11 protein-coding genes are annotated in these 13,896 nt (G+C 39.4%); 10 read left to right on the top strand and 1 reads right to left on the bottom strand.

The genetic code is table 11. From position 1 onward, the window contains the following. Positions 1–62: 62 nt before the first annotated feature. The gene (locus BIV60_RS17430; protein ID WP_083402304.1) at positions 63–509 is read right to left on the bottom strand and encodes a Dps family protein; all 447 of its coding nucleotides are present in this window, start codon (positions 507–509) and stop codon (positions 63–65) included. A 391-nt stretch (positions 510–900) separates the two neighbouring features. Here BIV60_RS17430 and BIV60_RS17425 point away from each other — a divergent pair, with 391 nt between their 5' ends. The 10 genes from BIV60_RS17425 (at position 901) to BIV60_RS17380 (ending at position 13,617) form a co-directional block, all read left to right on the top strand. Beyond that, positions 901–1,461 (top strand): cell wall hydrolase, encoded by a 561-nt coding sequence (locus BIV60_RS17425; protein WP_256218448.1) that lies wholly within the window; start codon positions 901–903, stop codon positions 1,459–1,461. Positions 1,462–1,845: 384 nt separating this feature from the next. Beyond that, positions 1,846–3,186, top strand: a complete 1,341-nt coding sequence (locus BIV60_RS17420; RefSeq protein WP_071356974.1) for an APC family permease — start codon at positions 1,846–1,848, stop codon at positions 3,184–3,186. Positions 3,187–3,404: 218 nt separating this feature from the next. Then, positions 3,405–4,688: a Glu/Leu/Phe/Val family dehydrogenase gene (locus BIV60_RS17415; RefSeq protein WP_071356973.1), complete on the top strand. Its 1,284-nt coding sequence runs from the start codon at positions 3,405–3,407 to the stop codon at positions 4,686–4,688. 24 nt (positions 4,689–4,712) lie between these two features. Next, a complete protein-coding gene (locus tag BIV60_RS17410; RefSeq protein WP_071356972.1) occupies positions 4,713–5,009 on the top strand; it encodes an SAV0927 family protein in 297 nt (98 codons plus the stop codon). Between the two features lie 13 nt (positions 5,010–5,022). Beyond that, positions 5,023–5,271 carry a biotin/lipoyl attachment domain-containing protein gene (locus BIV60_RS17405; protein WP_071356971.1) on the top strand — a complete coding sequence of 83 codons (249 nt, stop codon included), beginning with the start codon at positions 5,023–5,025 and terminating at the stop codon, positions 5,269–5,271. A 187-nt stretch (positions 5,272–5,458) separates the two neighbouring features. After that, positions 5,459–7,594, top strand: coding sequence for a sigma 54-interacting transcriptional regulator (locus BIV60_RS17400; protein ID WP_071356970.1), 2,136 nt, complete (start codon positions 5,459–5,461; stop codon positions 7,592–7,594). Positions 7,595–7,792: 198 nt separating this feature from the next. Beyond that, positions 7,793–9,286: an aldehyde dehydrogenase family protein gene (locus BIV60_RS17395; protein WP_071356969.1), complete on the top strand. Its 1,494-nt coding sequence runs from the start codon at positions 7,793–7,795 to the stop codon at positions 9,284–9,286. 88 nt (positions 9,287–9,374) lie between these two features. Next, on the top strand, positions 9,375–10,748 hold the full coding sequence (locus tag BIV60_RS17390; RefSeq protein WP_071356968.1) for a putrescine aminotransferase: 1,374 nt from the start codon (positions 9,375–9,377) through the stop codon (positions 10,746–10,748). Positions 10,749–10,787: 39 nt separating this feature from the next. Next, positions 10,788–12,155 (top strand): 4-aminobutyrate--2-oxoglutarate transaminase, encoded by a 1,368-nt coding sequence (gene gabT, locus BIV60_RS17385; RefSeq protein WP_071356967.1) that lies wholly within the window; start codon positions 10,788–10,790, stop codon positions 12,153–12,155. Between the two features lie 43 nt (positions 12,156–12,198). After that, on the top strand, positions 12,199–13,617 hold the full coding sequence (locus BIV60_RS17380) for an NAD-dependent succinate-semialdehyde dehydrogenase (protein ID WP_071356976.1): 1,419 nt from the start codon (positions 12,199–12,201) through the stop codon (positions 13,615–13,617). Positions 13,618–13,896: the final 279 nt, after the last annotated feature.

Raw genomic sequence — 13,896 nt, 5'->3', positions numbered from 1 at the left:
TTATTATAATTAGGAGGTGGAAAAGAAGAGTCCAATTCTACTTGTTGGACTCTTTTCAGAGATTATATCGCTTTTCCTAGGAATGCTTGCAGCATCCAAACATGTTTTTCTAAGCCGGAGTGGATGGCCAGGAGCATGTCACCGGTGGTTTCGTCACTTACTTCCCCCGCTAAATTCATTCCCTCTTTTAATTCCCCGATAATAATCGAAAAATCGTTAATAATCGATTGAACCATTGCCTCTGCCGATTCGCTGCCGTTTGCTTCTTGGATAGATGAGAGCTCCAAACATTCTTTCATGGTTGCAACAGGGTTTCCACCGATAGATAATAAGCGCTCGGCGAGTTCATCCACATGGACTCCTGCTTCATTATAAAATTCCTCGAATTTTTCGTGCAGCGTAAAAAAATTGCTGCCTTTTACATACCAGTGATAATTATGAAGCTTCATATACAAGACAGACCAGTTGGCGATTTGCCTATTTAATACACTAACTAGTTGATTATTCACCCATAAAACCTCCTTATTTTTAATTTCTTCTATATTATTTCTAAAAAGTAGGGAAAGATTCCTATTTGATTTTCAATTTAAGGATGTCGATTTGGTGAAAGTATTGGTTTATGTTACAAGGACGAAATCTTTTGTAAAAATCCATCCTAAACCATCCAATGTAGTAGGGAAATGGAAAAAAGTTAATTTTGGTTGATAATTCCATTTATTGTTTAAAACCTTTTATGACAGGTGCCAAAGGAGTCTATTTTACTATGCCATTTTTTGGATGCTGAATAAGTATGTTACAACTGATAGCCTTATAGATAGACAAACGAGCGAAACGATTAGGAGGTTTTAAGATTTGAAGAACTTTAATAAACTTAAGAAACTAGTAATTGCAGCGGGAATGATGGTGTCTTTATCAGCATTTACATTAACAACAAAATCAGAAGCAGCTACAGGAACCCCTCATAAAGTTCAATACGGGGAAACTTATTGGAAAATTGCAAAAGGTTTCGGTGTACCTGTAGATCGATTAATGGCTGCAAACAATAATGCCCCCCTTAATGCTGGTCAAACTATAACATTACCAAACTCTACAATTTCAGCAGCAGATAAAGAGCTTATGGCACGACTTGTTCATGCAGAGGCAGTTGGAGAACCTCATGCAGGAAAAGTAGCAGTTGCTACTGTAATCTTAAACAGAGTTGCAAGCCCGGATTTTCCAAATACTATTAGAAAAGTTATTTATCAAGTTTCTAACGGACATTATGCCTTTACTCCCGTCCAAAATGGGCGAATTAATCAACCTGCCGATGCAGCATCAAAGCGGGCTGTGAATGAAGCTATCGCATTTAAAGGTAAAGGCAATGGTTCCCTATTTTTCTACAATCCAAAAACATCTGTAAGTAAGTGGATTTACTCACGTCCAGTAACTGTTACAATCGGTAAACATCGATTTGCAAAATAGGTGCTCGATTGCGCCCAAAAGTATTAAACTAGAAAAAGCAGTGGATTCCTTATATGGAATGCCACTGTTTTTTATTGTCTGTAATTCGTAAAGAAATTACTCAAAGATTGTCGAAATTTCGGATGACATTTTTTATTTACTATGGAATAATGTATGCATGACTGCATAATTCAGAAAATTGTTAATTTGTTTGAGTTTATCAAACTAACTACCGATAGTAAGTATTTTTCTTTTTTTATAAGAGTGGAAAGATTGGCATAAAAATTGCACTTAAGTATATTGGATTTTCTAAAAGCAAAGGGGGAGTAAAAAATTAGTGATAATCAAAAGGGGTATTTGCCTATTGAAAGCGGTTTAATTATTTAATTTTTGGGGGAATGATATGTGGAAAATACTGTACATTTAAAAAGGTCGCTCAAGTTATGGCAGATTGTCGTAATGGGGCTCTCTTATATGGCTCCCATGGCTGTTTTCGATACATTTGGAATTGTATCTGGGGAAACAAAGGGGCATGTTCCAACAGCTTATATCATTGCATTACTAGGAATGCTATTTACAGCTATAAGTTATGGAAAACTTGTTCGAGTTTTTCCAGAAGCTGGATCGGCTTATACGTACACACAAAAAGCGATTAGCAGCCACCTGGGATTTCTTGTAGGCTGGTCATCACTACTGGATTACTTGTTCTTGCCCATGGTCAATGCACTTTTAACTAAACTTTATTTAAATTCTTTATTCCCTTCCGTTCCGGATTTCATTTGGGTTTTTATTTTTGTTGGAATCGTTACGTTTTTAAACTTGCGAAGTGTTAATGTTCTTGCAAATTTCAATGCATTTTTTGTATTTGTTCAAATAGCGATTATTATTGTATTTATCATCCTTGTTATTAATGGATTGAATCATGGTGAGGGTCAGGGGACTGTATTCAATTTACAGCCGTTTTTTAAAGAAGGAATGAATGCCTCCTTACTAATTACCGGTGCAACGATTCTTTGCTTTTCTTTTTTGGGGTTTGATGCGGTTACGACTCTTTCGGAGGAAACACCAGACCCGAAAAAAACAATACCTAAGGCTATTTTGCTTACAGCCTTATGTGGCGGGATTATCTTTGTTGTCACTTCGTTTTTTATTCAATTATTTTTCCCAGATATTTCGAGGTTCAAAAATCCGGATGCAGCACTTCCGGAAATTGCTCTTTATGTTGGAGGTAAACTGTTCCAATCGATTTTCTTATGCACCACTCTTGTAAATACACTCGCTTCCGGCATTGCATCTCAAGCCAGTATTTCACGGTTATTATACGTAATGGGACGTGATAATGTATTTCCGGAAAAGTGGTTCGGATATGTCAATTCGAAATACAGGACACCGACTTTTAACGTTGTCCTGGTAGGAGTCATATCTCTTTCGGCTTGGTTCTTTGATTTAGTAACAGCTACTTCTTTAATTAACTTTGGTGCTTTAATGGCCTTTACATTTGTTAACCTTTCCGTCATTAGTCATTATGCATTCCGGAAGAAAATGCATCGAACACCGAAAGGTTTTTTCAATTATGTGATAATGCCATTAATAGGGGCTGCAACGGTTGGAGTTCTCTGGTTTAATCTTGAAGCCAGTTCCTTGATTATGGGGCTTACGTGGTTTGCAATTGGGTTTACATATTTGCTTTATTTAACGAAAGCATTCCGAACTGCACCGCCACAATTTAAGGCTGAGGAAGCCTAATATTTGAAATTGATAAAAACGCATTCTAGTAAAAAAAGAATGCGTTTTTTATTTTTTAAAAAAAGTTATGCAAAATTGCATAAACCCAACCATTTCTTCATAATCATCCCAAGGCATTAGAAGATTTGTTCTTTAAAAATCCAATAAAATAGCGGTTTTTCTGTGTTGGCACGGAACTTGCTTATATCTTTCATAAGTATAAAAAATGAGGTGTTAAAATGTCTGTCAGTACAAAGCAAAATGAAACAAATTTAAAAGAACAAGATAATTCACTTATTGAATTTCAAGAAACATTAAGGGAAGCGGCCAACATCCTAAATTATCCTCCTCAAGTATTTGAATTCTTGAGTAAACCAATGAGATTTTTAGAGGTAAGTATACCCGTTACCATGGACAATGGACAAACGAAAATTTTCCAAGGATACCGCGCCCAGCATAATGACGCACCGGGACCAACAAAAGGCGGAATTCGTTTCCACCCTGATGTTACCCCTGAGGAAGTAAAGGCATTGGCCGGATGGATGAGTTTAAAATGCGGAATCACAGATCTTCCATATGGAGGGGCAAAAGGAGGAATTATCTGTGATCCGCGTGTAATGAGTTTAAATGAACTGGAAAAATTGAGCCGCGGATATGTAAGAGCGGTAAGCCAACTTGTCGGACCGACAAAAGATATTCCGGCACCGGATATGTATACGAATTCGCAGATTATGGCCTGGATGCTGGATGAGTACGACCATATCCGTGAATTTGATTCACCGGGATTTATCACAGGTAAGCCAATTGCATTAGGTGGATCCAAAGGACGTGAAACGGCAACATCTAAGGGAGTTTTGTATACCCTGCAAATGGTGAGTGAACTGAAAAATATGCCGTTAAAAGATATGCGCGTCATTATTCAAGGGTTTGGTAATGTCGGAAGCTATCTAGCCAACTATTTATATGAATTAGGGGCAAAAGTCATAGGGATTGGAGACCTGCTTGGCGGGGTATACGATGAGAATGGTTTAGATATCCCTCACTTAATTGACAGTCGGGATTCATTTGGAATCGTCAGCAACCGATTTACTCAAGCGATTACAAATCAAGAATTATTAGAAAAAGAGTGCGATGTTTTAATACCGGCGGCGATTTCCGGTGTTATCAATAATCAAAATGCCCACAAGATTAACTGTAGTATTGTCATTGAAGCAGCGAATGGCCCGACTACCAAAGAGGCATTGGACATTCTCGATGAGCGGGAGATTCTTGTTGTCCCTGATATCCTGGCTAATTCTGGCGGAGTCATCGTTTCCTATTTTGAATGGTGTCAAAACAATCAAGGCTACTATTGGAAAGAGGAAGAAGTAGACAGCCGCCTTAAAGAGAAAATCACAGATAGTTTTAAAAATGTATATAACACTTCTAAAAAGTTTAACGTCAATATGAAGATTGCTGCCTACATTGAAGGAATACAACGGTTAGCGGAAGCTTCAAGGTTAAGAGGATGGTTGAAATATTAATCATATAGAAGGGGGATTTAACGTATGAAATTGGAATTTCTATCTGAGCAGAAGGAACGTCAACTTCTTCATTATTATTGTATTATTTCTAATAACCATCGCTATGATTTAACGATTGGTTATTCAGAGCATTTTTTCGGTAAAGCAATGGTTACCTCCTTACAGACTGGAAAAATGGTATTACTCTGTCAAGAAGATACCCCTAACGATGAATATTGGGCATACAAATTAGGAATTGAATCAGAAGACATTCCTGATTTTCATGAATTTTTTGATCTTGTCTTACACACACAATCTTTTCAAGAGCAATATGAACACTAGGAGGTTAGAAGAGATGTATTTTGATGTGGTTCTTAGCCCTTTTTATGGAGAGATTGAAAGAGTTTCCATTAAAGGAGAGTCCAGAATTTATGAGTGGGAACCATTATTTACAATCAAAACCGCAGACGGTATGGTGAAAACTATTCAAACAGGAATAAGCGGTGAAATTCAATCTTTAGAGGTTCAAGAAGGGGACCAGGTCATTCCCGGAATGGTCCTAGCTTATGTAAAAGAAGACTTGTTCGCAACCGGAACCGAATGAAAAGAAAAAGCTCCAGCGCCCGTATTTCGGGAGCTGGAACTGGACAGTCAGATTAGTTCAACTCATTTATCTTTTATTAAAAAGGAAGATGGAATTTTCATCTTCCTTTTAAGCATTTTTTTCTATTTGAAATTTTCAGTATTAAGTGTAGTATAAGATTGACAAGGCTTTAAGGGGGATGTAAACGATGTTTTCCGTGGCAAAGGAAAAAATTAAGCCAATAGTAGCAGTTGAAGTCAGCGAGAATCAAGAAAAAGTTAAATCTACCATTCAAAACATCAAGGAACCCTTTTTATTCCTAAAAAAGCAGGACAAATTATTTGCCTATGCGCTAATGAATAAGCCATTATTTGAAAAGTTGGAAAGGCAAAATTACAAGTTGGCGGCATTACTTGAGCATACAAAATCAATTGAAAGTGTCTGCCACTTAGGAGAGCATATCTCTCTGCCTATATTATTTCAAATCGTCGGAGAACCCTTTGCAATTGTTAGGGGAGAGGATGGCAGCCCAGTCGGTTACATTCTGAGGGAAGACATACTGGCGGAGCTTTTTAAACAAGAAAATAAAAGTGTTGATTTATTAAAAATCATGCTCACCTCCATACCAATGGGGATGTTTGTATTAGACAAAGAAAAACGAATTATTAATTGTAATGATGCCGGGTTAAAAATGATTAAGTCTACAGCTGATAAGGTCTTAAATCTTCCCGCAGAAAATATTTTCAGTGGTGAATACATTCAGAATGTGTTTGAAACTGGTAAAACGGTTCTAAACCATCTTGAAATTACGAACGGGACCGGGGTCCTCGTCGATTATAGCCCGATCTTAAACTATGACCATGAGGTAGATGGAATCATTATCGTTGCGCAAGATTTGCCGATGGTAGAAGAAATGGCAATGGAAATCGAGCATATTAAGGACTTAAATAAAGACTTAAATGCCATTCTTTCGAGCATTTACGATGAAATTTTGGTTGTAAATGCGAAAGGGGAATTAATCAGGTACAGTGAAAATATTATCAATGATTTTTGGAAGGTCGATTTAAAAGAGCTGCTTGGGAAAAATATGTTCCAGCTAGAGGATCAAGGGCTCTTCACACCTTCTGTAACAAGGCTTGTTATGGAACGAAAGAAGAAGGTTTCGGTTGTTCAGGAAACGAAAAATGGAAGAAGGATTCTTGCCGTTGGCAATCCGATTTTTAACGATAAAAACGAACTGGATCGAATTATTATTGCTTCCCGGGATATTACAGAAACTACGAAGCTGAAAAGCGAATTAAAAGAAATGAAAAAAATCTCCGAGCAATACAAGAAGGAATTAGATACGTTTAAAAGTAAGGACCGTTTTTTAAAGAAGTTAATTTATTGCAGCCCGAAAATGGAAAAAATAATGAATCAAGTGAAGAAAATTGCTGATTTTTCCTCCACAGTCCTTCTCCATGGGGAGTCAGGTGTCGGGAAGGAAGTCATTGCTCAGGCGATTCACCAACTGGGAAAACGAGCGGAGTATCCCTTTCTTAAATTGAATTGCGGTGCCATTCCGGAAAATTTATTGGAAAGTGAATTATTTGGATATGTAAAAGGTTCTTTTACCGGAGCTGATAAGAGTGGAAAAGATGGATATTTTAAACAAGCAGATGGTGGAATCCTGTTTCTCGATGAAATTGGTGAGATGCCAATGCATCTGCAGGTAAAACTGTTGCGAGTCCTTCAGGAGCAGGAAGTGATTCCTGTCGGAAGTACAACTCCATTTAAGATCAATGTCCAAATCATTGCAGCTACGAATAAAAAATTGGAGAAAATGGTGGAGGAAGGAACCTTCCGGGAGGATTTATTTTACCGCTTGAATGTCATTCCCATTCATATTCCGCCTTTAAGAGAAAGGGTGGAGGATATTTCGTTGCTCGCATTTCATTTCCTCCAACAGTTAAATGAAAAATATGATCGGAACTACCATTTAACACCGGACGCAATTAATGTGATGGAGTTTTATCCATGGCCAGGGAACGTTAGGGAACTTCAAAATATTATTGAAAGATTAGTAGTTTCTGCGGATGAACCGGCCGTTGATGCTGAATTTGTTAGCCAATTTCTATCTTTAGGATATGAATATAAAAAAATGAAGCCTGTGATTACGAGGGTTATCCCACTGCAGGAAGCAATTGATCAGGTGGAGGAGCAGTTAATCGTTCTTGCCATGAAGCAATATAAAACAACAACCAAAGCGGCAAAGGCATTAGGAATCAGCCAGTCCTCCGTAAGCAGGAAATATCAAAAAATCTTAAGTGAGAAAAATTTTAATACGGAAGAATTATCTAAGTAATAGCCGAAAGCTGCATCAGACTTAACATCTGGTGCAGCTTTTTATATTTTTTGCATTATGCACCGGCTAATAGGTTTATGCAAATTTGAATAGGTTTTTAAAAAGGGATTTGTAAAAACCTTTAATTGATAGGTTTCTAGTGTTGGCACACTTCTTGCATTAATAGAAAGTGAGGATTAATTAAGGAGGAATTTTCACATGGTCGAAATAAAAAACCGAGTTGCAAATCTAAAAATGTTTATTGATGGTGAATGGAAAGATTCTGAAAATCAAGAAACACGTCCAGTCATTAATCCAGCCACTGGCGAAGTGATTACCTATGCGCCTGAGGGAACAGTTGCGGATGCTCGTGCTGCCATCTATGCCGCACGGAGAGCTTTTGATGAGGAAGTTTGGTCCGGTTTATCAGCACAGGAAAGAGCCTCCTATTTATTTAAAATTGCTGACAAAATTGATGAGTATGCGGACGAATTAACTCAGCTTGAAACAATGGATAACGGTAAAACTTTAAGAGAGGCTGGGTTTGATGTTGGTGACGCAGCAGCTTGCTTCCGTTACTATGCAGGGTTGATTACAAAGCCGGATGGTTATACCTACCATGTAGCAGACCCAATGCAGGCAATGGTTGTCCGTGAGCCTGTAGGTGTTTGCGGCTTAATTGTTCCGTGGAATTATCCATTATTAATGAGTGTATGGAAGATTGCGCCGGCATTAGCAGCCGGAAATACAATCGTCTTCAAACCATCTGAAGTAACTCCGGTAACCCCGAAAAAATTATTTGAAATTTTTGAAGAAATCGGATTGCCAAAAGGTGTTGCAAATATGGTCATGGGTGCCGGCCAAGTAGTTGGAAACGAAATTGCCTCCCATCCAGAAGTAGACATGGTTTCGTTTACCGGCGGTACAAAAACAGGAAAACATATCATGAAGACTGCGGCGGATACCATGAAAAAGGTTTCCTTGGAGCTTGGCGGTAAATCACCAAATATTATTTTTGCGGATGCTGACTTTGAAACCGCTGTCGATTATGCCTTATTTGGAATCTATGCCGGTTCCGGTCAAGTTTGTTCGTCCGGCTCAAGAATTCTCGTCGAAGAAAGCATTTATGATAAGTTTGTCGACCGTTTTGTAGAAAGAGCGAAGCAAATCAAAGTTGGCCCAGGGAACAACCCTGAATCAGAAATGGGACCTCTTGTAAGCCAGCAGCACTTGGAAAAAGTCCTTTATTATATTGACCTTGGAAAACAGGAAGGTGCCAAGATTGCCTGCGGCGGAAACCGAATTGTGAATAACGGTCTAGAAAATGGCTATTTTGTCGAACCAACCGTTTTTGTAGATGTGAACAATGATATGAGAATTGTTCAAGAGGAAATCTTTGGACCGGTTGTCTGTATTCAAAAATTCAAGGATGAAGCTGAAGCTGTAAAGCTTGCCAATAGTACAGTTTATGGGCTTGCTGGTGCTGTATTTTCGACGGATGGAGCAAAGGCTTTAAGAGTGATTAAAAAGGTCCGCTCTGGCATTACCTGGATTAATGCTTACCACCCAACTTATAACGAAGCACCGTGGGGCGGCTACAAACAAAGTGGTATTGGAAGAAGTCTTGGAACATTTGGTCTTGATGAATTCCAAGAAATTAAACAAATCAATATTAATCTGCAAGTAGAGCCAATCGGCTGGTTTTCAAACTAATTTCTAGAAGTGGAAGCTCCCATTTTTGGAGGCGGACACTTGCCATTCATAGAAAACAAACATTTATAACTAACAAGGAGAGATAAACATGAGTATCGATTTTAAAAGTGAAGTAAAAAGTGAAAAGAATCAAAATGTAACCGAATATATTAACAAGGTTTTAAATTTAATAGAAAAAGAAGAAATTACGCAAGATGATGCAGCTTGGATTACAAAAGAAACACTGGATGGTTTCCGTGAAAACGTCAATCCTGGGTTCCTTGAATACCGCAAAACGGTAACTGAAGGTGGTCAATTCGCTGCAGTAGAATGGTCTGATAATGGTGCAGGGTTTAAAGATGTAAATGGTAAAGAATATATTGACTGTCTTGGCGGCTTTGGAATTTACAATGTTGGTCACCGTAATCCAAAGGTTGTTAAGGCGGTTACTGACCAATTAAAACGCCAAGCGCTTCACAGCCAGGACCTTCTTGATCCGCTTCGTGCAATGCTGGCAAAAATTTTAGGAGAAATCACACCTGGTGATTTGAAATATGCATTCTTTACAAACAGTGGTACTGAGAGTGTCGAAGCAGCTCTTAAACTTGCAAAAATGTACAGTGAGAGAACAACCTTTATCTCTACTACTCGTGCATTCCATGGAAAGAGTCTGGGTTCATTATCTGGAACAGCAAAAGGAATGTTCCGTAAACCATTCCTTCCATTAATTCCAGGTTTCCGCCACGTTCCATTTGGCGATATCGACATGATGAGAAAAACGTTTGAAGTATGTGCATCCGTTGGTGAAGATGTTGCAGCTGTTATTCTAGAACCAATCCAAGGTGAAGGTGGAATTATCCTTCCTCCAGAAGGCTACCTAACACAAGTGAGAGAGCTTTGTGATCAATATGGTGCATTATTAATTTTTGACGAAGTACAAACAGGTATGGGCCGTACAGGTAAAATGTTTGCTGCTGAATTGTATGATGTAGTACCGGATATTATCTGTCTTGCAAAAGCGTTTGGCGGCGGTGTAATGCCAGCTGGAGCCATCGTGGCAAAAGAAGAAGTGTTCAAAAGCTGGTTCCCTAATCCATTTATGCATACAACAACATTTGGAGGAAACCCACTTGCTTGTGCTGCAGCCATTGCCACAATCGGTGTGTTAATTGAAGAGAATTTACCACAGCGTGCTGCTGAGGCCGGAGAATACTTCCTTGCAGAGTTGAAAAAAGCAACGGTTGGCCATGAAGATAAAGTTCAAGAAATCCGTGGTCAAGGCTTAATGATCGGAATCGAATTCCATAAGGATGAAATCGGCTACGAAGTGTCCAAAGGAATGTTTGATAACGGTATCCTTGTTGCAGGAACATTAATTAACTCAAAAACAATCCGAATCGAGCCTGCTTTAACAATCAGCTATGAAGAAATCGATAAAGTGGTCAGCGCCTTTAAGCAAGTGCTAGCTCAAGTGAAAAACTAACAACCATTAGATTAGCAATTTAAGGGGGAGCAAAAAGACGTGGAAAAGAAATATGTAAAGCTCCAAACAGCTATTCCGGGACCAAAATCGCAGGAACTGTTGGAAAGTCGAAATCAATATGTTCCTAAAGCGATCAGCAACAATATTCAATCTTTTGTAAAAAAAGCGCAGGGTGCCATTGTTGAGGATGTGGATGGTAATACCTATATTGATTTTGCCGGAGCAATTGGAACTTTAAATGTCGGTCATTCCCATCCCAGGGTGGTAAGGGCCCTTCAGGAGCAGGCAAGTCAATTTATCCATACAGGCTTTAATGTCATGATGTACGAATCCTATATTAAGCTTGCAGAGAGACTCTGCAAGCTTGCCCCTGGCAATTTTGCCAAGCAGGCCGCATTTTTTAACAGCGGAGCGGAAGCAGTCGAAAATGCGGTCAAAATTGCAAGGAAATATACGAAACGCCAGGGTATTATTTCTTTTACAAGGGGCTTCCATGGCAGAACGCTAATGACGATGACCATGACCAGCAAGGTGAAGCCTTATAAATTTGAATTTGGCCCATTTGCACCGGAAGTGTACAAAGCGCCATATCCATATGTTTACCGTCGCCCTGAAGGGATGAGCGAAGAACAATACAGTAATATGATGATTGAGCAATTTGAACAATTTTTAGTTTCGGATGTAGCGCCTGAGACCGTTGCAGCGGTGGTCATGGAGCCTGTTCAAGGCGAAGGCGGATTTATTGTTCCAGACATTAAGTTTGTTCAACGTGTCAGAGAAATTTGCTCCCAATATGGCATTTTGTTTGTAGCGGACGAAATTCAAACCGGATTTGCCCGTACAGGTAAATATTTTGCCATTGAACATTTTGGAGTTGAACCGGACTTAATTACCATCTCCAAATCGATGGGGGCAGGGGTGCCAATCAGCGGTTTGATCGGACGTGCTGAAATTATGGATGCTGCAGAAGTTGGAGAAATAGGCGGTACCTATTCAGGAAGTCCGCTTGGATGCCGTGCAGCTTTAACCGTTTTAGATATTATTGATAGTGAACATCTGAATGAGCGTGCCGAAAAATTAGGAAATCGAGTCATAGAAAAAATGGAGCTTCTTGCCGAGCGCTTTGATTGCATTGGTGATGTCCGCGGCCTTGGTGCGATGTGTGCAATGGAGATTGTGAAGGATCGACAGCTTAAAACCCCTGATAAAGAGACGGTTGGTAAAATCGTCAAAGCTGCAGGGGAACGGGGACTTCTATTATTAAGCGCGGGAATCTATTCGAATGTTATTCGTATTCTGATGCCGTTAACCATAACGGATGAACAGCTTGAAGAGGGGCTCGAAATTCTAGAGGAATCCATGGAAGCGGTTTTGGCCATTGATGCTGCCCTGTCAAATCGGAGGTGAAATGAAAATGGAAAAAGTGGAACAAAAGTATCAAATTTATCCAATGTATATTGACGGAAAATGGGTCGGTAATGATTATGAGCTTTTTACCGAAATTATTAACCCTGCAACAAATGAGATTATTGGTGCAGTGCCAACTGGTGGTGCCTACGAAGCGATGCAGGCAGTTGATGCAGCCCATACCGCATTTCAAACCTGGTCCAAAAAGACAGCGGAAGAGCGCTATCAAATATTAATGAAATGGCATTATTTAATAGAAGAAAATAAACATGAAATTGCCAGAATTATGACCATTGAGCAAGGTAAACCGTTGAAAGAAGCATTGGGAGAAGTCGTTTACGCCAACGGTTTTATCTCTTGGTATGCAGAAGAAGGAAAAAGAATCTATGGGGAAACGATTCCTGCCTCCCACCCAAATAAACGGATTCTTGTCCGAAAAGAACCTGTTGGGGTCATTGCGGCGATTACGCCTTGGAACTTCCCGGCAGCGATGATTACGAGAAAAGTCGGTCCGGCACTTGCTGCAGGATGTACAGCGGTTGTAAAACCAGCCAATCAAACTCCACTTACAGCATTAAAACTGGCGGAGCTTGCTCAAGAAGCTGGGATACCTAAAGGAGTTTTAAATGTCGTCACAGGAAAATCATCCGAGATTGGTGATGTTTGGTTAAAGGATTCACGCGTTACGAAAATTACCTTTACCGGTTCTACTGAAGTTGGAAAAACATTGATGAGAGGGGCCGCTGATACCGTTAAAAAAGTATCGCTTGAGCTTGGTGGGAATGCCCCATTTATCGTGATGGATGATGCTGATTTAAGGAAAGCAGCAGCGGGTCTTGTTCAATCAAAATTCCGCAATGCGGGACAAACCTGTATATGTACAAACCGGGTCTATGTTCAGGAATCAGTCGCTGATCAATTTGTTGATTTGTTCCAAAATGAGTTAGAAAAATTAAAGGTCGGTAATGGTTTGGAAGAAGGAATTGACGTTGGTCCATTGATTGACCAAGCAGCATTATCAAAAGTGGAAACACTTGTTGAGGACGCAGTGAAAAAGGGCGGTAAAATCTCCTATAGTGGTGTAAAACCAGCCGAAGAGAACGGATATTTTTACGCTCCAACCATCTTAACGAACATCCATGATGAAATGGAATGTATGCAAGATGAAATCTTTGGCCCGCTAGCACCAATCGCGACTTTTAAAACCGAAGAAGAAGTAATTGCCCGTGCAAATGATTCCATCTACGGATTGGCTGCGTATGTTTATACACAAAATTTAAGCCGTTCTTTTAGAATAACAGAACAGCTTGAATATGGAATTATTGGTTTGAATGATGCCTTACCATCCACTGTCCAAGCACCATTCGGCGGATTTAAAGAAAGCGGACTTGGCAGAGAAGGCGGTCATTACGGGATTGATGAGTATTTAGAAGTGAAATATATTTCTATTGGTATAGATTAACTTTTATATAAGTAAATATTTTATGAGAACTGCCTAATTTATTTACCCCTCCTTTCCAAAGGACTCCAAATAAAAGCCAGTAAAACTTTCAGTGACGTTTTTGTTATTGATTGTTTTGTTGGCTTTTTTTATCGATTTTAGGAGGAAAATGACGAAGCTTTGTTTAATATAATTAAGAAATAAGAAAAGCGCAAGCGCCTTGGTCAGCCCCGACAAGTGCTGGAGGGCCTGGCGGTGAAGTCGTTCTTTGACTTCATCGACAGGACCGAAGCAACCTAG

The sequence above is a fragment of the Bacillus sp. MUM 116 genome (genome assembly GCF_001866655.1).
Taxonomy (GTDB): Bacteria; Bacillota; Bacilli; order Bacillales; family Cytobacillaceae; genus Neobacillus.
The sequence above is the reverse complement of the archived record's forward strand: the minus strand, read 5'-3'. Positions and strand labels throughout refer to the sequence as shown.

Coding starts and splice junctions, on each gene's coding strand:
- BIV60_RS17425 (WP_256218448.1), top strand. CDS start 901: ATGGTGTCTTTATCAGCATTTACATTAACAACAAAATCAGAAGCAGCT.
- BIV60_RS17415 (WP_071356973.1), top strand. CDS start 3,405: ATGTCTGTCAGTACAAAGCAAAATGAAACAAATTTAAAAGAACAAGAT.
- BIV60_RS17410 (WP_071356972.1), top strand. CDS start 4,713: ATGAAATTGGAATTTCTATCTGAGCAGAAGGAACGTCAACTTCTTCAT.
- BIV60_RS17405 (WP_071356971.1), top strand. CDS start 5,023: ATGTATTTTGATGTGGTTCTTAGCCCTTTTTATGGAGAGATTGAAAGA.
- BIV60_RS17400 (WP_071356970.1), top strand. CDS start 5,459: ATGTTTTCCGTGGCAAAGGAAAAAATTAAGCCAATAGTAGCAGTTGAA.
- BIV60_RS17395 (WP_071356969.1), top strand. CDS start 7,793: ATGGTCGAAATAAAAAACCGAGTTGCAAATCTAAAAATGTTTATTGAT.
- BIV60_RS17390 (WP_071356968.1), top strand. CDS start 9,375: ATGAGTATCGATTTTAAAAGTGAAGTAAAAAGTGAAAAGAATCAAAAT.
- BIV60_RS17380 (WP_071356976.1), top strand. CDS start 12,199: ATGTATATTGACGGAAAATGGGTCGGTAATGATTATGAGCTTTTTACC.